Consider the following 20,774-nt stretch of genomic DNA (forward strand, 5'->3'; position numbering starts at 1 on the left):
CGCTTTATCCACCTGCGGGTGCATTCTGACTTCTCGATGGTAGATGGCCTCAACAAGGTTAAACCCATCGTTGCCCGAGCCGCCGAGCTAAACATGCCTGCGCTGGCGCTGACCGACCAAACCAACCTGTGTGGTCTGGTGAAGTACTATGGCGCCGCCCATGGCGCGGGTATCAAGCCCATCATTGGCTGTGACTTCTGGCTAATCAGCCCAGAGCTAGAGGGCGAGCAGTGCCGGATCACCGTGCTTGCCAAAAATAACCAAGGCTATAAAAACGTTACCTTGCTTATCTCCAAGGCCTACTTGCGTGGACAGGTGCAAGGTCGTCCGGTGCTTGACCGCGAGTGGTTGGTGGAGCACGCCGAGGGGCTGATCTTGCTCTCCGGGGCCCGTGAGGGCGATGTGGGCAAGGCGCTGCTTAAGGGCAACCCTGATATTGTGCAAAGCTGTGTCGACTTCTATCAGCAACACTTCCCGCAGCACTACTTCTTAGAGCTTATCCGCACCGAACGTGAGGACGAAGAGACCTACCTGCATATGGCGGTGCAGCTGGCTGCAGAGCAGCAGCTGCCAGTGGTAGCCACCAACCAAGTGAGCTTCCTCGATGAGGATGAGTTTGAGGCTCACGAAGTACGTGTAGCGATTCACGATGGCTTCGCCCTTGATGATAAGCGCCGGCCGAAAAATTACAGCCGCCAGCAGTTTCTGCGCTCAGAAGAGCAGATGTGCGAGCTGTTTGCCGACATCCCCGAGGCGCTGCAAAACTCGGTGGAGATTGCCAAGCGCTGTAACGTGACCGTGCGCTTGGGCGAGTACTTCCTGCCCGACTTCCCTACCGAGGGGATGGCCATTGAGCAGTTTTTGGTAAAAGTTAGTGAGGAAGGCCTCGAAGAGCGCCTCGAGTTTTTGTTCCCCGACGAGGCGGAGCGAGTCGAGAAGCGCCCTGAGTACGATGATCGTCTGCGCATCGAACTCGAAGTAATCAACCAGATGGGTTTCCCCGGTTACTTCTTGATCGTAATGGAGTTTATCCAGTGGAGTAAGGACAACGATATTCCGGTGGGGCCGGGGCGGGGCTCCGGTGCGGGCTCGTTGGTGGCCTACGCGTTGAAGATTACCGATCTCGATCCGCTGGAATTCGACCTGCTGTTCGAACGTTTCCTTAACCCGGAGCGGGTATCGATGCCCGACTTCGACGTTGACTTCTGTATGGACCGCCGTGATGAGGTGATCGACCACGTGGCCGAGCTGTACGGCCGGGATGCGGTATCGCAGATTATCACCTTCGGTACCATGGCCGCTAAGGCGGTGGTGCGCGACGTGGGCCGAGTGATGGGTCACCCCTTCGGCTTTGTTGACCGGATTTCCAAACTGATTCCGCCGGACCCGGGCATGACCCTGGCCAAAGCCTTCGAGGCCGAGCCGCGCCTGCCGGAGATCTACAACGGCGATGAGGAAGTCAAAGAGCTTATCGACATGGCGCGGATCCTCGAAGGGGTCACGCGTAACGCCGGTAAGCACGCTGGGGGCGTGGTAATCTCGCCCACCACCATCACCGATTTCGCGCCACTGTATTGTGATGCAGAGGGCCACAACCCGGTCACCCAGTTCGATAAGAACGACGTGGAATACGCCGGGCTGGTCAAGTTCGACTTCCTAGGTCTGCGGACCTTGACCATTATCCAATGGGCGCTGGATATGCTTAATCCAGTGCTGGAAAAGCGCGGCAAAGAGCCGGTCAACATCGCCGCTATTCCAGTGGACGACCCGAAATCCTTCAAGGTGTTGCAGGCCTGCCAAACCACCGCGGTATTCCAGCTGGAATCGCGCGGTATGAAAGACCTGATTAAGCGACTAAAGCCCGACTGCTTCGAAGATATGATCGCACTGGTGGCGCTGTTCCGCCCCGGTCCGCTGCAATCAGGCATGGTAGATAACTTTATCGAACGTAAGCACGGCCGTGAGGAGATCTCCTATCCCGATGCCACCTGGCAGCACGACAGCTTGCAGCCCATCCTTGAGCCGACCTACGGGATTATTCTCTATCAGGAACAGGTGATGCAGATCGCCCAGGTGCTGGCGGGCTACTCGCTCGGCGGTGCTGACTTGTTGCGTCGTGCGATGGGTAAGAAAAAGCCCGAAGAGATGGCCAAGCAGCGGGCAGTGTTCGAAGAGGGCTCGATCAACAACGGCGTTGACGGCGAGCTGGCGATGAAGATCTTCGACTTGGTGGAGAAATTCGCGGGCTACGGCTTTAACAAATCGCACTCTGCCGCCTATGCACTGGTGTCGTATCAAACGCTGTGGATGAAGGCGCATTATCCGTCATACTTTATGGCGGCGGTAATGTCGGCGGATATGGATAACACCGACAAGATCGTAACCTTGGTGGATGAGTGCAATAACATGGGGTTGGTGATCCAGCCACCTGATGTGAACACCGGCCTGTACAAGTTCTCGGTCAACGAGAAAGAGCAGATTGTTTACGGTATCGGTGCGGTTAAAGGCGTGGGTGAAGGGCCGATTGACGCTATCTTGGAAGCGCGCGCCGAAGGCGGCGACTTCATCGACCTGTTCGACTTCTGCTGCCGCCTGGACCTAAAGCGCATCAACCGCCGAGTGATCGAAAAGCTGATCCTCTCCGGTGCTATGGACAACCTCGGTCCGCACCGCGCCGCCTTGATGGCGACCTTGGGCGATGCCTTGAAGGCGGCCTCGCAGCAGGCTCAGGCCAATGCCCAAGGCCAAGACGACCTGTTTGGCGTGCTGGCGGTGGAAGACGAGCAGAGCCGTCCGGCCTTTGCCGATGTGCCGAAGTGGAGTGACAAGGTCTGGTTGGAAGGGGAGCGCGAAACCCTTGGCCTGTATCTAACCGGTCACCCAGTGAATCAATATTTGCAGGAATTTCGCCATTATACCGCTGGTCGCTTGGTGGATTTACGGCCAACTGCCAAAGATAAGACCACTACCATCGCCGGTTTAGTGTTAAATAGCCGGGTGGTGATGACCAAACGCGGTGCTAAGATGGGCATTGTGCAGATCGATGACAAGAGCGCGCGGCTGGATATCACCTTCTTCAGCGATGTCTTCGAGCAGTATCAAGACTTGCTGGTGAAAGATCGAATTTTGATTATTCAAGGGCAGGTCGGCTTTGATAACTTCTCAGGTGGTATTAAAATGACTGCGCGAGAAGTCATGGACATTACTCAGGCCAGGGAACGTTGGGTCAGAACTCTCAATCTGAATCTGTTGCGCGAACGTATCGATGAGCAATTCTGGCAGCGCTTTTGCGATGCAGTGCAGCCCTATCGTGCAGGAACCTGTCCGATTACCGTGAATTATCAAGGGGACCGTGCAACCGGTGTGTTAACACTGGGCACAGATTGGCGGGTTACGCCCAGTGACGAGTTGATTGAGTCACTGAGCCTGCTCCTAGGAAAGCAGCAGGTGCGCCTGGAATTTAACTAAGAAGTAAAACTATGAATCCGAATTTTCTAGACTTTGAACAGCCCATTGCCGAGCTTCAGGCGCAGATTGAAGAGTTGCGTATCGTCAACTCCGAGGCAGGTGTAGATGTCGACCTTCAGGAAGAGATTTCTCGCTTGCAGCAAAAGCAGCAGGACCTGACCAACAAGATTTTCAGCGACTTGGATGCTTGGCAAGTTGCTCAGTTGGCCCGTCACCCACTGCGCCCTTATACCCTCGACTATATCGAGCAGATTTTTAGCGACTTCGACGAGCTGGCCGGCGACCGTGCCTATGCCAACGACGAAGCGGTGGTCGGTGGCATTGCCCGCTTAGACGGCATGCCAGTGATGGTTATCGGCCAACAGAAAGGCCGTGAAACGAAAGAGAAGGTACGCCGCAACTTTGGTATGCCAAAGCCTGAGGGCTATCGCAAAGCCCTGCGTTTGATGGAGATGGCGGAGCGTTTTAACCTACCGATCATCACCTTTATCGACACCCCGGGCGCATATCCGGGCGTGGGCGCAGAAGAGCGCGGTCAAAGCGAGGCGATTGCCAAGAACCTGCAGGTGATGTCGGGTCTTAAGGTGCCAATTATCTGCACCGTGATCGGTGAAGGCGGCTCTGGCGGCGCCTTGGCGATTGGTGTGGGTGACCGGGTGAACATGCTGCAATACTCGACCTACTCGGTTATCTCGCCAGAGGGCTGTGCGTCAATTCTGTGGAAGAGCGCTGATAAAGCCGAGCAAGCGGCCGAAGCCATGGGCATTACCTCTGATCGCCTGAAAGAGCTTGAGCTTATCGATGGTATCGTCAGCGAGCCGGAAGGCGGCGCTCACCGCGACCTGCCGCAGATGGGGCTCAACCTCAAACAGAAACTGTTGAACGACTTAACCGAGCTCAAGGCCTTGAGCGTCGATGAGTTGCTGGAGCAACGCTACCAGCGGCTGATGTCCTACGGTTACTGCTAGCAAACAGGGAGCTTCGGCTCCCTGTTCATTATTATGCCCCTGTACTCGCAATTCTCCGACGCACTTATCGCCCACTCTGCCGGTGTCCATAGCCTATTGATCGGCTTCAGTGGTGGGCTAGATTCTACGGTCGCGCTGCATCTGGCCCAGCGCTACGCCGCACAGCATGACCTGGCGCTGCGCGCTATCCATATCAATCACGGCTTGCAAGAGCAGGCCGGTGAGTGGCAGCTGCATTGTCAGCAGCAAGCCGAGCTGCTTGGTGCCCAGTTCCTGGCCGAACAGGTGAGCATTCAAAAAGCGCCCCGTCAGAGCCTTGAGGCGCTGGCGCGGGATGCCCGTTACCACAGCTTCGCCCAGCACCTGCAAAGCGATGAGCTGTTGGTTACCGCCCACCATGGTGATGACCAGCTAGAGACGCTGCTGCTCAATCTCAAACGCGGTAGCGGGGTTAATGGCCTGGCAGCGATGCCGGTGTCGCGCCCCTTTGCCGCCAATAAGCTGGTGCGTCCGCTGCTTGGCTTCAGCCGCAAACAGCTCGAGGGCTATGCCCAGCGACATAAGCTCAGTTGGGTGGAAGACCCCTCCAATCAAAGCGATGAGTTTGACCGAAACTTCCTGCGCCAGCAGGTGATCCCACTATTCTCTGACCGTTGGCCGCAGTTTTTAAGCAACAGCTGCCGCAGTATCGAGCTGTTACAGGAAGCCCAGAGCCTCAATCAAGATCTGGCCACCATCGACCTGCAACAGTGTATGCAGCAAGGTGCGCTGCTGTGCCATGAGGTGCTAAGCCTGTCTGCGCCGCGGCAAAGCAACCTTCTGCGATACTGGCTGAACCAGCAAGGCTGGAGCTACCCCAGTGCCGCGCAACTGGCTGAGCTGCGTGGTCAGCTTGAGGCGCGCGCCGATGCCAAGATGGCGGTGTCGATGGAACAGGGCGAGCTGCGTCGCTTTCGTGGGCGCTTGTATGCAGTGCCTACAGGCTTGTTGCAACAGCCGGCGGATCAGCTCACATGGGATATCGCGATACAGCCACAACTACGCTTTGCCCATGGCGGGCTATTGGATTGTTTTGAGGGCGGCAACTTGTTACCGCCTGAGGGGCAAGTTGTGACAATCCGCTTTCGCCATCAAGTCGACAATTTACTGTTCGATGCGCTGGAGCGAGCGGGGCGCAGGAATCTGAAAAAGTTGCTACAGGAAGCGGATATTTCGCCTTGGCAGCGTGCCCGCACCCCCTTGGTGTTCTACGGGGATGAGCTAGTCGCCATTGCAGGTTGTTACAGCAGCCGCACTTGGCAATCGATGCCGGGTGCGGGAATTGGCTTTAGATGGACTGATGCTTGTCCTGATAGAGCGACTGGTCAGCCTGATTAATCAGTTCATCGATGCTATTCCCTTCACTCCAGCGACAGGCGCCGACCGCGGCTGACACCTTGTAGCGGCTAAGTACCGGGTTCTCCAACAGCGCTTGGTCGAGGCGTAGCTTAATCAGTTCGGCGCTGTCCGAGGAGCATGGCGTGAGCAGCATTGCGAACTCATCGCCACCAATACGGAAGGCTTGGTCGCCGCCACGGGTGATGCTCTTCAAGGTATTGGCAAAGTGAATCAACACCTGATCGCCCACCGGGTGGCCTTGCTCGTCGTTGATCTGCTTAAAGCGATTGAGGTCGATAAGCATCAAGGTCAGTCCTTGATCACTTTCTCGGCTTTGCCGCTGTTGCTGTTCGACGGCAGTGTTCAAGGCCTCGTCGAAGTGAGCGCGGTTGCCGATACCGGTGAGGTAGTCGCTGCGCACTCGCTGCTGCAGGCGATAGAGTTGCAGGCCATTCTTGATGGTGCTTTGGGCTAGTTGCGAGAGCTGCTTGAGCATATCGATTTCGTTGTGGGCGAAGGGGGTATCACGGGTATAGGTGATCCGCGCCAAGGCTTGGCGACCTTCGTTTAAAGCGATGCTACGATAGTAGCGTTGGCCGCTGAAGATTTGCTGCTCAAGATAGACCTCTCCTGCCGACAAACGCAGCGAAGAGAAGGTGACATGCTTGTACACCTGAGCGGCAAAAGTTTGCAGTAGCCCTTCCAGTGTTAAGTCCTGCAGCAGGCTCTCCACAAAGGCCAGTTTCTGGCTTGCGCTCAGCTCATTGTTCTCAGTAAAGTTACCGATCTTCCGAGAAGTTGCCGTGAAATCACGGTCAAATTGCAAAACATCACTCATAGCTTGTTGCTCTTTCCATAACCCAAAACACCAACGTCATGTTTCTGACTTGACCCTGGCAAGGGTTACTAAAGCAAGGTCTGTACCATTTTTGAACAGTGGGTAAACATTACATCAAACAGCAGCTGCCAGCTTGTCGCTCTGGTTAGCTGCCGAGGAAGGCTTGCAGCTCCGCTTGTTGCTTGCGGGCGTCGCGATAGCCCAACTCTATCAAGCGGTTGGTATAGCCATTCTCGAACATGATAAAGCTGGTCAGCGCCGAGGGCTTATCTTGTTTCACCCCTAAGGCTTTTAGGAGTAAGCGACCACTTCGCGGTAGTTCACAGTAATACTCATGGGACAGCGCCTCAAAATCGATGTTGGCGCGAATGCTCATATTATCGATGGGGCGCAGCTGCAAGGAGGTTTGTTGCTTGGGGTTTAGCAGCGACAGGTTGCGGTTGATCCGCTGCAAACGCTCCAGATCGGAGTCGATGGTGTCGGAGAAGATTGAGTCGAGTAGGTGGCCGGCAATCTTGGCACCGTTGGGGGCTTGCGGCAGGTGATGAGTATCAAGTTCGCCGGGCTGAGATAAATGAATGGTCAAGATTTTGTCAGCGCCTAAGTGAATCGCTGGGCTAAGTGGACTGAGCTGGTGGATGGATCCATCGCCAAAAAAATGTTGCCCAACCCGGATCGCAGGAAAGATCATCGGGATAGCTGCCGAGGCTAGCAGGTGACTGGTATGGATCTGGGTGCGTGAGCCATAGCGGCGGTGGCGTTGCCAGTCCTGTTGGCGGGCGGGGGCTTGATAGAACGACAGTGAGCGGCCATCGGCATAGCTGGACGCGGTAATCGCCAACGCCTGCAGGTAGCCCTTGGCGATATTGGCATCGATACGTTGATAGTTGAGGTAGCGGTTAAGTAGGTCACCCAAAGGCTGATTATCCAGCAGCGAAAAGCTCAGATCGCCCGCGTAGTCGGCGCGCAAGCTTTTAAACATCACCGCGCTGAGCCGGCCCACCACCGAGCGCATATCGGTACGAAACACATGGTGACAATGAAAATTACGCCAGATGTATTCAAGCTTTTTTACCCCCAAGCGAAAGCAGGAGGCATAGACCGCTAAGGCAGTTGCGTTGATCGCCCCAGCGGAGGTGCCACAAAGCACCGCAAAGGGAGTGGCATGGTTACGCGGGTAGAGTTCGGCAATGGCTTTCAGTACACCGACTTGATAGGCTGCGCGGGCGCCGCCACCGGTGAGAACCAGCGCGACGCGGGCCTGTTTATTTTTCTTTGGCATGGCGTAAGTATAAGACAACAATAGAGATTTGCTGTCTTAGCCAAAGCGCGATTGCGCTGGTTAATCAGCCAGGTAGCGTTTAGCAAACTCTTGCTCGCTGCTTGGCGCTGCGTAGTAAAAGCCTTGGATAAGGTCGCAGCCCACTTGTTTGAGTAGCTCGACCTCTGGGAGTTGTTCGACCCCCTCAGCGACTACTTGGTATCCCAGCGCATGACACATTTGCGTTATCGGTTGAATGACCTTGAGTGCTTGCTCGCCTTGAGTGAGCTGCTGGACAAAGCTGCGGTCAATCTTGACCGTGGTGAGCGGTAGCTCGGTGATCAGCCCTAGTGAGGAATAGCCGGTCCCAAAATCATCCAAGGCGATCTTACAGCCCAACTTGGCCAGTTTTCTTAGCTGCTCCACCGTTTGCGCGAGATCGGTAATGGCTGCTGTTTCGGTCACCTCAAAGCCTAACTGCTCGGGCGCGATCCCTGTGCTGGAGATCTTATCCAGGGCGGAGGCGACAAACTTGTCGTCTACCAGCTGCACCGCACTAACGTTTAGCGACAAGCAGAACGATGGCGGAAGCTGGGCCTGCCAGCGTGCCAGCCAGGCGATGCCTTGATCGAGGATCCAATTGCCCAGCGGATTGATAAGGCCGGTTTGCTCGGCCAGTGGAATAAATCGCCCCGGGCTCACATCCCCCAGTTCTGGGTGCTGCCAGCGTGCCAGCATCTCGGCACCTTCCAGGCGTTGTCCGGATGGGTCTAACTGCGCCTGCAGGGCGAAGCTTAGTTGCTGCTGTTCAATGGCCCGGCGCAGACTTTGCTCTAGGTCGACCTCGGACTTGGTATCGATATGCATACCGGGGTGATAGAGCTTGGGCGCTGCGCTGTGTTGGGATTTCGCCTGATACATGGCGATATCGGCATTATGTAACAGTGCTTGATAGTTGTCAGCCTGACCGGGGTAGAAGCTCAGGCCGATGCTGGCGGTAACGGTAAACACATTACCGTGGATGGTGAAGCTCTTGCTCAAGCGGCTATGGATGCGCTTGGCCAGCTCCATGGCTTGTTGGTTATCGGCCATCGCAGTGACAATGACAAACTCATCGCCGCCGAGGCGCGCAACGATATCCTCGCTGCGCAGGGTTTTTTGGATTGAACTGGCAACATGCCGCAGCAGCTCATCGCCGGTGGGGTGGCCAAAGCTGTCATTGACCAACTTAAAGCGGTTTAAGTCCAATAGCATCAAGCAGTAGGGCTGCTCTGGGTTCTCTGTAAACAGTGCCTGAACCTTTTGGTTTAAGGCGTTGCGGTTGAGTAAGCCGGTCAAGCTGTCGTGGTAGGCCAAGTAGTTGATCTTCTCGCGCGAGCGACGGCTCTCGGTGATGTCGGTGAGTGCGCCGACAAAGCGCGAGATACTGCCATCACTCTCAACGATGGTTTCGCCACAAGCATGGACCCAGCGGTAGTTGCCATTGCGTGCTTGCATCCGGTAGGTGCAGTCAAAGGCTTGCTGTTTCTCAAAGTGTTGTTTGATGTGCTGTTTCACTGCAGGTTTGTCTTGTGGGTGAACCCGTTCGAGGAAGCGCATATTGCCATAGGCTTGCTGGTCCTCGGCACTGGTAAAGCCGAGCATGTCCAGCGAGCGGCTGTTCCACTCTACTTGATTGGCCTTGAGATCCCACGACCAGATCCCATCGTTGGAGGTATTGGCCACCACCTCCAGGTGCTCGGCAAAGGCCTTGGCGGTTTGCTCGCGCTGGCGCAGGTGGTCGGCCAGCGCTTCCCGGTGCATAAAGAAGGACATTAGCACCAGGTAGTAGGCAAACATCTTGTAGCGTTCTTGATTGCACTCCGGGTGCAGTTGTTTCACTAAAGACAGCACCCCCCAAGGATGGCCGTCGCCCTCAATAGGAAGGATGGTCAGCATGGTAGGGGCGTCGGTATCGGTATCTTCCGCCGGTAGTCGTGGAAAGTGCTGTACGCGGCAGTGCTGTGGCATAGCAGCGCCGGTGCGCTTGGTGTGTAGGTCGAAGAATACCTCTTCCAAGTGCAGTTGTTGGCTGTCTTTTGTGTCGTTGTAGGCCATGCAGCCCCAGTCGAAAAATGGCCCCCAGATATTCGAGATGGTTTTGATCCATTCATAACCAAGGCCTGCGCAGGCCATCGCCAGTTCATCGTTATCTAACATATCGGCGGCGGGTAGCATTTCATCGCTACAGAGTGGCGCACAGGGTTTGATACTACCGCAGCTACTACGTATCACTAGCTGTTGGTCGACGATCACATGCTTGGCTCGGTACTCGGCGCCATTGAGGCGTTGCAGCAAGCGGTCGATGGCGCGATTGGCCAGCTCTGGGATCTGCTGATCGACGGTGGTGAGCTGATGATCAGGGGTGTTGGAAAGTCGCGAATTGTCCACTCCTACAATGGCAATATCTTGCGGAATGCTGATGCCGCGCTTTTTCACCGACAGTGAGAAACCAATTGCCATTTGGTCGGCTGCGAAGATAAGGGCTGTGCAGTCTGGGCGGCGAGCGCAGAACTCGTTGGCAGCCTGTGCGCCGCCGAGGGTAGAGGGGTCATTCACCCGGAACAGCCAGTCTTCATCGAAGCTTAGCTGGTGGGAGCGATAGCAGGCTTGTAGGGCGTCAAAGCGGCTGCGAAAATCAACAATCGACATGTCTGCCACATAGCCGATTTTTCGATGGCCAAGCGAATAGAGGTGCTCGAACACTCGCTCAACCCCTTGCCGTTGGTTACTTTCGATCACCTCAACGGGCTTAGGGAAGTAGTCATCCACCGTCGATACCACCGGGATCCCGTTATCGAGCAGGGATTGGATCAAAGCAGGGGAGACTGCGTTTAAGATCACCAAGGCCGCATCAATCAGCTCGAACGAGATCTCCTGTTGATAATCGTTAAAGCTGTTGGTCATGATGAAGATGATATCGAAGTTGTCCTGAGCGGCGCGCGCTTGCAGCTGTGCACACATCTCACCCAGATAAAAGCCACTCACAAAGGGGGTAAATACAGCGATAGTGTTGCGGCGATGATTTAGCCCCATGCAATATCCTTATAATATTTTTACTATCAAAATAACTTAGCGTAAGCGGTTACTTTTCAGCATCGTTTTTTGCTGGAATTGAGAGCTAGCTTTTACTGAAAGGGCATTTAACGCAGGGAGTGTGCTGTGGGGCACTTAGGATATTTCCAGTGTGATAGTAGTGGCGTTGAGACGAGTAAAAAGCGTTTAGGAGGAGGGGCTTACAGGAAAAAGAGCTTCTAGAAAAGAGAGCTGATAGGAGAAAGCCCGATAGGAAGAAAGCGTGGGCTGCGGCGAAACCACAACCCACCAAGGATTTACGCTAGCGCACTCCAAATATCGTCGATAGCGTATTCGGTCTTCTCTCCGGTGCGGCGGTTTTTGTGCTCAACCACACCTTTATCGAGGCCGCGTTCACCGATTACGATGACATTCGGGATACCCACCAACTCCATATCGGCGAACATCACACCCGGGCGCTCTTTACGGTCATCGAACAGCACTTCGATGCCTTTCGCCTTGGCTTCGGCATACAGCTTCTCAGCCACTTCTTGCACGCGATGTGATTTGTGCATGTTCATCGGCACGATCGCCACTTTGAACGGGGCGATCGCTTCCGGCCAGATGATGCCGTACTTGTCGTTGTTCTGCTCAATGGCAGCGGCCACGATGCGCGAAACACCGATACCGTAACAACCCATGGTCATTACCTGGTTCTTGCCTTGCTCGTTCAATACCGCGGCGTTCATCGAGGTAGAGTAGTTATCTCCCAGCTGGAAGATATGGCCCACTTCGATACCACGCTTGATAGACAGGGTGCCATTTCCACATGGGCTTGGGTCGCCTTCAACCACGTTACGCAGGTCGGCCACTTCGCCCAGCTCTACGTCACGGCCCCAGTTGATGCCGAAGTAGTGCTTGTCATCTACGTTCGCACCAGCACCGAAATCGGCACAGTGGGTCGCTGCGCGGTCAACCACAAATGGGATTGGCAGCTTAACCGGGCCCAGTGAGCCCGGGCCTGCACCAATAGCGGCGCGAATTTCTTCTTCGCTGGCAAACTCAAGCGGTGCGGCAACATCGGCCAGTTTCTCGGCCTTGATGTCGTTTAGTTCGTGGTCGCCACGGATGATCAGCGCGATAAGCTGATGTTCAGACTCTTCGCTGGCTTTCACAATCAAAGTCTTGATGGTGCGCTCTACCGGCACATCGAACTGTTCAACCAGCTGGGCGATTGTCTTCGCATCTGGCGTATCAACCAGGCGTAGCTCTTCGCTGGCGGCGGGGCGTTCGCCTTGCGGTGCCAATGCTTCGGCTTTCTCGATGTTGGCGGCGTAGTCGCTTTGGTCGGAGAACACAATGGCGTCTTCGCCGGACTCAGCCAGTACGTGGAACTCGTGGGATACGCTACCACCGATGCTGCCGGTGTCAGCCAGTACCGGACGGTACTCCAGTCCTAGACGCTCGAATACGCGGCAGTAGGCGGCGTACATCTCGTCGTAGGTTTCCTGCAGGCTGGCTTGGTCGAGGTGGAAAGAGTAAGCATCTTTCATCAAGAACTCGCGTGAGCGCATCACACCAAAGCGCGGGCGAACTTCGTCGCGGAACTTGGTTTGGATTTGATACAGGTTCAGCGGCAGCTGTTTGTAGCTGTTGATCTCTTTGCGTGCCAGCTCGGTGATCACTTCTTCGTGGGTTGGGCCCAGTACGAAGTCGCGGCTATGGCGGTCTTTTAGGCGCAGCAGCTCAGGACCAAACTTGTCCCAACGGCCGGTTTCTTGCCACAAGTCAGCGGGCTGAACCACCGGCATAGATACCTCGATGGCATCAGCCGCGTTCATCTCTTCGCGAACGATTTGGGCAACCTTAGACAGCACACGCAAACCGTTTGGCAGCCAGGTGTACAAACCTGAGGCCAGCTTGCGGATCATTCCTGCGCGCAGCATCAGCTGATGGGAGATAATCTCAGCGTCGCTAGGCGTTTCTTTTAGCGTAGACAGAAGATATTTGCTGGAACGCATATCAGTCCTTCATTGGTGATTCATTAAAACTGGGCGATTGTAACAGGCTGGTGGCTGGCTGTCAGTGTTTCGCCGGGAAATGCAGGCCATCCCAGTGCCATGAGCGAGGGCATCTTGCTAAACTACTCCCTTGTTAGTGTTTCACCTACCGAGAGCGACCTTGCAAAGTCCCAATCCTGATAAGCCCTGGCTGGCCTACTCCCCTGAGCAACTTATCGAGCAACACAAGCAACGCCTGAATGCGATGCCTTGGCTGTATTACAGCCTCAAACCCAAGCAGCTGGCTTGGGCCGAGCCTTGGCAGCAAGCTGTGCAAGCTAAGCTGCAAGCGCTGGAGACGGTGACGCTGGGGACCAACTCCTTTATTGCTGAGACGGTGCGGATCTTCGCTGAGCCGGGTCGGGCTATCGAGTGTGGTGAGCGCCTCACGGTAGCGGAAGGCTGCTTTGTGCATGGCCCGCTGACCATTGGCGACGATGTGGGGATTAACCATGGCTGCTCGATAGATGGGGGACGGGCGGGGGTGAGTATCGGCTCGCAAACTCGGATTGGCCCGGGCTGTCGTATCTACGCCTTCGACCACGGTATGGCCCCGGATATGCCAGTGTTTCAGCAAGCGGTGCGCAGCCAAGGCATTGTGATCGGCAAGGACGTATGGCTGGGGAGCAATGTGTGCGTAACCGATGGGGTCACCATTGGCGATCATGCGGTGGTGGGCATGGGCGCGGTAGTGACCCGAGATGTGCCGGCGTACGCCATTGTTGCGGGCAACCCCGCTGCGGTTATCGGTGATCGTCGCGACAAATAGTGCTGCTATGTTGAATTGCCATTTCTGACGAATGGCGTGCGTTAATGTTGAGTGATTGGTTTGATTTGCTTTTTACTTCGAGGGTAAAGCAATAATTCCAGCTCACTAAGCTGTTATTTGCTGGGTTGATCAAAATATCCTTCTGTATATGGTGTATTATCTTGCGGTTAACACAACGTAGTAGAAGGAAATATCATGGATCGTAGTCCGTCTCTGCTTCAATGGCTGCTAAAAGGCAGTTTGGTAATGCAGATCTTTATCGCCATTATCGTTGGCTCGGTACTGGCTATCGTTGCGCCTCAGCTGGCGCTGTCGCTGGATATACTGGGTGGCTTATTTGTCGGGGCATTGCGTGCAGTCGCACCTGTTCTGGTGTTTGTGCTGGTGATGTCGGCCCTGGCCAATCAGGCGCAAGGCAGCAATACCCAGATGCGCCCCATCGTCATCTTGTACCTGATCGGTACCTTTTCTGCCGCACTGATTGCGGTCGCCCTTAGCTTCTTGTTCCCGGTTGAGCTGGTGTTGGAAGCGGTCGTTGAGCGTAGCGCGCCACAAGGCCTGCAAGAAGTGCTTAGTACCCTAGTCTTTAAGATGGTCGATAACCCGGTGAATGCGCTGATTGAAGGCAACTTCATTGGCTTGTTGGTATGGGCTGTCGGTCTGGGTCTGGCATTCCGTAAAGCCACCGACACCACTCGTCAGATGGTCGGCGATTTGGCTAACGCGGTATCGGCAGTGGTTAAAATGGTGATCCGTTGTGCGCCTCTGGGTATTCTTGGCCTGGTAGCCAGCACTATCGCTGAGACCGGGTTCTCGGTACTGTGGAGCTACAGCCACCTGCTAGCGGTACTGCTGGCGGCCATGCTGCTGGTGGCCTTGGTGGTGAACCCGATCATCGTCTACCTGCACACCAAGCAAAACCCTTATCCGCTGGTGTTTACCTGCCTGCGTGAGAGTGGCATCACTGCCTTCTTCACCCGCAGCTCAGCGGCCAATATTCCGGTTAACATGGAGCTATGTCGTCGGCTTAAGCTGCACGAAGACACCTATTCTGTATCCATCCCACTGGGTGCGACTATTAACATGGCGGGTGCGGCGATCACCATTACCGTGCTGACTTTGGCTGCGGTGAACACCCAGGGTATTGAGGTGAGCTTTGCCACTGCCGTACTGCTGAGTGTGGTGGCTTCGGTATCGGCTTGCGGCGCATCGGGCGTAGCCGGTGGTTCGCTGTTGCTTATCCCACTGGCGGCAAGCTTGTTTGGTATCGAGCCAGAAGTGGCGATGCAGGTTGTGGCGGTTGGCTTTATTATCGGTGTGATTCAAGACTCGGCTGAGACCGCACTGAACAGCTCTACCGACGTAGTGTTTACTGCGGCAGCTAGTCACTCGGGCGCTAATGTGGCGGCTGACTTGTCGAGCTACCGTCAAAGCACACAAAGCTAAGCTAGCGCCTGTTGAATAATAAAAAAGCTACCCGAGGGTAGCTTTTTTATTGCTGTCTGATTATTGGTCTGGTATCTCATACACCCGACGCTTTTTGGTCTTAATAACGACATTGCTCTTTTTCGGGCTATCGTCATAACTGCCAGCAACATAGCGCGCTTCACGTTTGAAGCTGGTTGCTGCAGGAGCGCTGGGTTTCGGAGAAGGAGCAATGACAGGAGGCTGTGGTGGCTTTTCAGGCATAGCAAACTTGAATCCACAATCTCGACAAGCCATCAAGGGTGGCTTGTGGCCGCCGCAAGAAGGGCAGACATGTTTATCACTCACTAGCGAGTCCTTCTTAGAAATGTTTAGGGGATAAAAAAGACGCACAACTTACCACTGTTGGCGTCGTTTTGCATGTTTTCCTACCAATTTAGTTGAACTTATCTTGATTGTCCTACCACATTGGTTAATTGATAACATTATTATCTGTCGAGACGATTCACTTCGATGATAACTAGCTGCTTATCAATCACTTGCCAGCGAAGGTTGACATGAAAAAGTGTCACGCCGTAGATGCGCTCGTCATTGCTCTGTTTCTTGTATGCCGGGCGTGGATCTTGCGCGAGCACCTGTTCGACCACCGCGCGTTGCTTGGCACCTAAACCATGCTCTTTGGCTTGAGCTAATGCTGCATCCTGCCACTGTACCGTCAGGTCGCTCTCTGGAGCCGATTGGGCAAAGCCGCCTTGGGCGTCGGGGTGGCTGTCGGCGTAGGGAACATAGGGCTTGATGTCGTAGACCGGGGTGCCGTTTACCAAATCGCCGCCTTTGAACACCAGCACTGGGCCGTTGGGAGTGTGCTCAATCTTAGCCAGCTCCATCACCGACAGACCCAAACCATTGGGGCGAAAACTGGAGCGAGTCGCGAATACCCCTAGCTTTTGATTGCCGCCCAAGCGAGGAGGGCGCACCTTGGCCTTCCAGCCTGCCTCTAAGTTTTGGTGAAAGGCAAACACTAACCAACAGTGAGAGAACTGCTCTAAGCCTTCGACAAAGTCTGAATGGTTAAACGGCGCCTTTAACACCAAGCGGGTTTCGGCGCTGGTTACCAAGCCGGGCTGGCGGGGCACCGAAAACTTTTCTGCGTAGGGGCTTTCAATCACCCCGATTGCTTCCAGCACTTGGTTAATAGGAGCTTGGTTTACAGGAGATTGCTTCATGCGCGCTTGGGTCATTCCTGAGGAACGGAGAAGGCGCGGGCAAAGCAGCTCAGCATCGCTTCACACCCGACTGGGTCGGTGACGGGGTAGCACTGCTGGATAACAATGGTATTGGCACCGATCAGTGAGGCTTGCTCACGGGCATCGTTACGGGCATCCACCAGTTGCGGTGGCATATCGTTGCTGCTCTCTTGGCAAGCAATGCCTTCCACCACCCCGAGGTACTCTGAGTTCAGCTCGTCGAACTGACCATCTTCGAGCACTTGTACCCGGCTGGCGGGCACGTAGTTCTCGAAGTTTTCTCTGTCGAGGTTGGTATTAAAGCTATAACCACCGGAGCAAGCGGAGAGCCCCAGAGTCATAATCACAAATGCGAGGTATTTCATAGTGTTTACAACGGTTATGATGGAAAGCCCTAATTCTACGTTAAAAGCTGGCCGCTAACCCAACTATATTGTTAACTATAAACTGATAGGATGATGAATACTCAAGGATGCAGAGTTTGAGCGAGTTAGCAGGCTCACCTAAGTTACCGGGGCAAGCGCAACGCCTGAGCGTGATTGCCATCTTATTTTGTGCATGCCTGGTGGGCGCCGGAGCCCTTAGCCACTCTACTGACTGGCGTTATCCAGGTTGGCTAAACGAGCTGTTTACCATTTTGATATGGCTGGCCGTTGGCGCGATCTCCCTGGCCTCGTATTTCAGTTATCGCAGTAGCAAAGAGTATCGCTTGCTGATCGTCGGCAGTGGCTTTCTGGCGCTGTTTTGCCTGTACGCCTTCAAACTGCTCGGCACTAGCCCGGCATTGGCGGGCTGGATAGACACCTCCCTGCCGGAACTTCAAGATTGGTCCACCCTGATGGTGCGCAGCATGCTCGCCAGCGTACTGGTTAGCGGGATGCTGCTGATTAAACGCGAACAACGCTTGGGTAGTGGCGGCAAGCTTATTGTGCGGGTGCTGCTTAATAGCGCACTGTTGTTCTCGGTGCTCAATATTACCTTCCTGTATTTGATGGTATCGCCATTGATGGACAAGGTCACCACGGCGTTCTTCCAACTGGTGGATATCTCGGTATCGCTGGTCTTTATCTGTGGGGTGTTGCTGTTCAGTTGGCGCCATCGCTGGGAACGTGGTGGGGTGGATTACGCCTTGATGCTGATGCTGCTGGGTAACACCATTGTGCATATCTGGATCTTACCGGTCAGCCGTTTCTCCGAAGGCATGTCGACGCTGCTGGCGGGTGTTGTCGAGCTACTGTGTTACTTGTTGCTCCTCAAGCAAGTGTTGGTGGCCGGGCAGTCGTTGCATCGGCGCAGTCAAGCGTCACGCCACGATGAGCGGCTCACCCGCTTAGTGGATGCTGCGCGCGAGCGAAAGCTCACCATGGCGGAGCGTTTTCAGTTAAAGATCAGCGCCAAGATTGCTTTGCTGGCGGTGTGCCTGTCGGTAGTGGGGATTGGGGTGACCTATACCATCTTTTACGCCTCGTTCGTGGAGGCCTTGGAGAAGGAGAAGTTCGTTGAGCTGGACTTGCGCAGCCATATCCAACAGGTGCGTTTGCAAAACCGCTTCGACGGGCTGTACTTGCAGGTTCAGCAGTTTAGTCAGATCCCGCCTTTCGAATTGTTCCAGGAGCAGCAATACGTCAGTGGCGAGTATCTCCCGGTGGAGCGTGCTTACTGGCAGGAACGCTTAGGCAACAGCTTACATACCTTGCTGGCGCGTAACCCCAGCTTTGCCGCAGGCCACCTGTACGTCATCGACGAGGGTCTGGTGCAGCCCTATGTGAGGAAGGTGTCCTCACACCTTAGTCAGGGCCCATTAACCAGTCCCAGCCAAGAGCTACTCAACCGCGCGTGGCGCAGCCCACTGCGCACCCAAGCGCAGGTCATCCGCGGCTCAGAAAGCCACCAGTGGCAGGTGGCCCAAGCGGTGGTCGATTCCATGGGCCAGCCCAATCTTATTTTATTGATTTACGTGTCTTTGCCAGATGTGCTGGGTAGTATCGACCCTATTTATCCCATCGAAGATGGCATGCAGGCTGAGCTGCCCAACTCCATCTATGACAAGAATGGCAACCTGCTGTGGAGTACCGATTTTGATGGCAGCCAAGGGCTGTTGTCGGTGTTCCAAAACTATTCGCGCTTAAAAGGCCTGCTCGACTCACCCATTCAGGATGTGGATGAACAGGTGATCAAGGTCGGCTACCACCTCTACAGCATCCAACGCTTTGCCTATCTTCCGGGGATGCCCGGGGAGTATTTGGAGTTGGTGCAGGTGGAAGACCACCGCAAAGCGCTGGCGGCAACTCGCAGCGCGTCCTCGCAAGCGCTTTGGGCGGTAATAGCGGTGGTGGCGCTGGTGATCTTCGTGGGGTGGTTCTTCGCCCATACCATCGTCGGGCCGGTGCGTTATCTGAGTAACGCGACCCTGTTGTTTGGTGAGCGCAATATTAAGGTGAACCTGCCGACCAACGCCAGCGATGAGGTGGGAGTGCTGGCCAAGGCCATCGATACCATGCGCGAGCAGGTGAGTGCCCGCACTGAAGAGTTGCAGCAAGAGGTGGTGCAGCGCCAGCGCAGCGAGCGAGAACTTAAATCGGCCCGCCAACGCGCTGAGCAAGCCTCGGTGGCCAAGAGTGAATTCATGGCGGTGATGAGCCATGAAATCCGCACGCCGATGAACGGAATCCTTGGGATGAGCCAGCTGCTCTCAAGTACTCATCTGGAACCCAGTCAGCGTGATTATCTTGAAACCATCGAGAGCTCCAGTAAGGCCTTGATGGGCATCCTTAACGACATGCTGGATTTCTCCAAGATTGAAGCTGGCAAGTTGGAGTTGGAGCGGGCACCGTTCAATTTGTACAACGCGATTAGCGATGTGGTGCACCTCTACTCCCACCATGCTCAGGTCAAAAACATCCGAGTGAATGTGGATTATGCCGAGGATAAGCCCCGCTGGTACTGGGGCGATCTGGGGCGGGTGCGCCAGATTATTTTGAACTTGGTCAGCAATGCGGTGAAGTTTACCCTGCAAGGGGAAGTGCGCATCAAGGCCACCCGCTATAGCAATACCGTGGGTGAGCATCTGTTGTGCATCGAGGTCAGTGACACCGGGATCGGCATTGAAAAAGAGGCCCAAAAACAGCTGTTTGTACCATTCACCCAAGCGGATTCTTCGACCACCCGGCGCTTTGGTGGTACCGGTTTAGGGCTGGCTATCTCCCAGCAACTAGTGAGCCTGATGGGCGGGCGCATCGAGCTGGAATCCGCACCTCAGCAAGGCTCGACCTTTTCAATTTTGCTTCCTCTTGATGCCTTAACCGAGGAGGAGATCGAGGGGTTACAGCAAACCCAAGCAGAAGTTGGTGAGTTGGGTGACTCCTTCCCGCCGATTGCTGGCCGAGTGCTATTAGTGGAAGACACCATGGTCAACCAACGGGTGGCGGGTTTGATGCTAGACAGCTTTGGTCTGGATGTGGTGTTGGCCAATAACGGATTGGAAGCAATTGAGCGTTATAAAGAGTGGAAGGACGATATCTCCTTAATCCTGATGGATTGTTTGATGCCGGAGCTGGATGGCTATCAGGCGACTATGAGGATCCGGCGCATGGAAAAAGATGTACGGCGCGTGCCGATTGTCGCCTTAACCGCCAATGCCCACCGCGGGGCCTATCAGGCCTGTCTCGATGCAGGCATGGATGATTTTCTCTCCAAGCCGATAGATCGCGAGGCGCTCTATCGGGTGTTGAGACACTGGATTGTTACCATGGATAAGAAAACCAAACCCGATATGGATGTAGATGAGTTGAACGAACGGATCGAGAATCAAGTCGCTGCGGCCCAAGCCAAGTCGATAGAAAAAGAAGCAAAGTCGCTAGAGCAACAGGCCCAGTTGAGCCCAGAGTCGGCGGTATCAGAACCGCCGCGCGAACAGGTGGCGTCAAGCGCCGCCGGCGCTGCTCTTCAGCACGTGGAGCTGGAGGTGTATCAAGAGATGCGCGAGAGCATCGGTGAAGACTTTGGCCTGATACTCGAGCAGTACTTTGAAGAAACCGACGAGATGATAGCCCAGCTGCACAGCGCCATTGAGCAGCAGAACCAACCAGAAGTGCAGCGGCTGGCGCACAGTATCAAGTCCAGTAGCGCCTACTTTGGTGGCCATGTGGTGCATGATCATGCCAAGCAGTTAGAGGGACTGGCAAAGCAGCAAAGCGATGCCGAAAGCCTCATGCCGTTGGCAGCCAAGCTCAAGCAAGTCTACCAGCTCACCCGCGACGAGATGGCACAGCTGCAACAGCGCGAGAGTGTCTAACCGTTCGGTTTTA

General features: G+C 55.0%; 13 protein-coding genes. 6 read left to right on the forward strand and 7 right to left on the reverse strand.

The window, feature by feature from the left end:
* Positions 1-36: 36 nt before the first annotated feature.
* Genes dnaE through tilS form a run of 3 tightly spaced genes read left to right on the forward strand, consistent with a single transcriptional unit; the run spans position 37 to position 5,813 of the window.
* Positions 37-3,468, forward strand: coding sequence for a DNA polymerase III subunit alpha (gene dnaE, locus G462_RS0113675; protein ID WP_245579573.1), 3,432 nt, complete (start codon positions 37-39; stop codon positions 3,466-3,468).
* A gap of 11 nt (positions 3,469-3,479) precedes the next feature.
* Entirely contained in the window at positions 3,480-4,436 is a 957-nt protein-coding gene (gene accA, locus G462_RS0113680) for an acetyl-CoA carboxylase carboxyl transferase subunit alpha (protein WP_026959495.1), read from the forward strand.
* Between the two features lie 33 nt (positions 4,437-4,469).
* Positions 4,470-5,813 carry a tRNA lysidine(34) synthetase TilS gene (gene tilS, locus G462_RS22845; protein WP_051326749.1) on the forward strand — a complete coding sequence of 448 codons (1,344 nt, stop codon included), beginning with the start codon at positions 4,470-4,472 and terminating at the stop codon, positions 5,811-5,813.
* On the opposite strand, the gene G462_RS24800 is transcribed toward tilS, so the two are convergent.
* From G462_RS24800 to G462_RS0113705, 4 genes are all read right to left on the reverse strand, one after another.
* Complete coding sequence (locus G462_RS24800; RefSeq protein ID WP_051326750.1) at positions 5,764-6,651, reverse strand: GGDEF domain-containing protein; 888 nt, start codon at positions 6,649-6,651, stop codon at positions 5,764-5,766. The two genes, tilS and G462_RS24800, sit on opposite strands and share 50 nt — an antisense overlap.
* 145 nt (positions 6,652-6,796) lie before the next feature.
* The gene (locus G462_RS0113695) at positions 6,797-7,933 is read right to left on the reverse strand and encodes a patatin-like phospholipase family protein (protein WP_026959496.1); all 1,137 of its coding nucleotides are present in this window, start codon (positions 7,931-7,933) and stop codon (positions 6,797-6,799) included.
* Between the two features lie 60 nt (positions 7,934-7,993).
* Positions 7,994-10,987 (reverse strand): EAL domain-containing protein, encoded by a 2,994-nt coding sequence (locus tag G462_RS0113700; protein WP_026959497.1) that lies wholly within the window; start codon positions 10,985-10,987, stop codon positions 7,994-7,996.
* Positions 10,988-11,283: 296 nt separating this feature from the next.
* Positions 11,284-12,987 (reverse strand): proline--tRNA ligase, encoded by a 1,704-nt coding sequence (locus tag G462_RS0113705; protein WP_026959498.1) that lies wholly within the window; start codon positions 12,985-12,987, stop codon positions 11,284-11,286.
* 160 nt (positions 12,988-13,147) lie between these two features.
* Between G462_RS0113705 and G462_RS0113710 the strand changes: the two genes are divergently transcribed.
* Together G462_RS0113710 and sstT are read left to right on the forward strand one after the other, a co-directional pair.
* On the forward strand, positions 13,148-13,795 hold the full coding sequence (locus G462_RS0113710; RefSeq protein WP_425393733.1) for an acyltransferase: 648 nt from the start codon (positions 13,148-13,150) through the stop codon (positions 13,793-13,795).
* 195 nt (positions 13,796-13,990) lie between these two features.
* The gene (gene sstT / locus G462_RS0113715; RefSeq protein WP_026959500.1) at positions 13,991-15,241 is read left to right on the forward strand and encodes a serine/threonine transporter SstT; all 1,251 of its coding nucleotides are present in this window, start codon (positions 13,991-13,993) and stop codon (positions 15,239-15,241) included.
* Positions 15,242-15,301: 60 nt separating this feature from the next.
* Here sstT and G462_RS24520 read toward each other — a convergent pair whose 3' ends face one another.
* From G462_RS24520 to rcsF, 3 genes are all read right to left on the reverse strand, one after another.
* Positions 15,302-15,568 carry a hypothetical protein gene (locus G462_RS24520; protein WP_157360327.1) on the reverse strand — a complete coding sequence of 89 codons (267 nt, stop codon included), beginning with the start codon at positions 15,566-15,568 and terminating at the stop codon, positions 15,302-15,304.
* Positions 15,569-15,708: 140 nt separating this feature from the next.
* Entirely contained in the window at positions 15,709-16,446 is a 738-nt protein-coding gene (gene tsaA / locus G462_RS0113720) for a tRNA (N6-threonylcarbamoyladenosine(37)-N6)-methyltransferase TrmO (RefSeq protein ID WP_084405072.1), read from the reverse strand.
* Between the two features lie 11 nt (positions 16,447-16,457).
* The gene (gene rcsF, locus G462_RS0113725) at positions 16,458-16,832 is read right to left on the reverse strand and encodes an Rcs stress response system protein RcsF (protein ID WP_026959502.1); all 375 of its coding nucleotides are present in this window, start codon (positions 16,830-16,832) and stop codon (positions 16,458-16,460) included.
* A 116-nt stretch (positions 16,833-16,948) separates the two neighbouring features.
* Between rcsF and G462_RS23985 the strand changes: the two genes are divergently transcribed.
* Entirely contained in the window at positions 16,949-20,761 is a 3,813-nt protein-coding gene (locus G462_RS23985) for an ATP-binding protein (protein WP_051326751.1), read from the forward strand.
* Positions 20,762-20,774 lie beyond the last annotated feature (13 nt).

Origin of the sequence: Aliagarivorans taiwanensis DSM 22990, assembly GCF_000429505.1 — a bacterium.
In the GTDB taxonomy this organism is placed as follows: domain Bacteria; phylum Pseudomonadota; class Gammaproteobacteria; order Enterobacterales; family Celerinatantimonadaceae; genus Aliagarivorans; species Aliagarivorans taiwanensis.

Coding starts and splice junctions, on each gene's coding strand:
- dnaE (WP_245579573.1), top strand. CDS start 37: ATGGTAGATGGCCTCAACAAGGTTAAACCCATCGTTGCCCGAGCCGCC.
- accA (WP_026959495.1), top strand. CDS start 3,480: ATGAATCCGAATTTTCTAGACTTTGAACAGCCCATTGCCGAGCTTCAG.
- tilS (WP_051326749.1), top strand. CDS start 4,470: ATGCCCCTGTACTCGCAATTCTCCGACGCACTTATCGCCCACTCTGCC.
- G462_RS24800 (WP_051326750.1), bottom strand. CDS start 6,651: ATGAGTGATGTTTTGCAATTTGACCGTGATTTCACGGCAACTTCTCGG.
- G462_RS0113695 (WP_026959496.1), bottom strand. CDS start 7,933: ATGCCAAAGAAAAATAAACAGGCCCGCGTCGCGCTGGTTCTCACCGGT.
- G462_RS0113700 (WP_026959497.1), bottom strand. CDS start 10,987: ATGGGGCTAAATCATCGCCGCAACACTATCGCTGTATTTACCCCCTTT.
- G462_RS0113705 (WP_026959498.1), bottom strand. CDS start 12,987: ATGCGTTCCAGCAAATATCTTCTGTCTACGCTAAAAGAAACGCCTAGC.
- sstT (WP_026959500.1), top strand. CDS start 13,991: ATGGATCGTAGTCCGTCTCTGCTTCAATGGCTGCTAAAAGGCAGTTTG.
- tsaA (WP_084405072.1), bottom strand. CDS start 16,446: ATGAAGCAATCTCCTGTAAACCAAGCTCCTATTAACCAAGTGCTGGAA.
- rcsF (WP_026959502.1), bottom strand. CDS start 16,832: ATGAAATACCTCGCATTTGTGATTATGACTCTGGGGCTCTCCGCTTGC.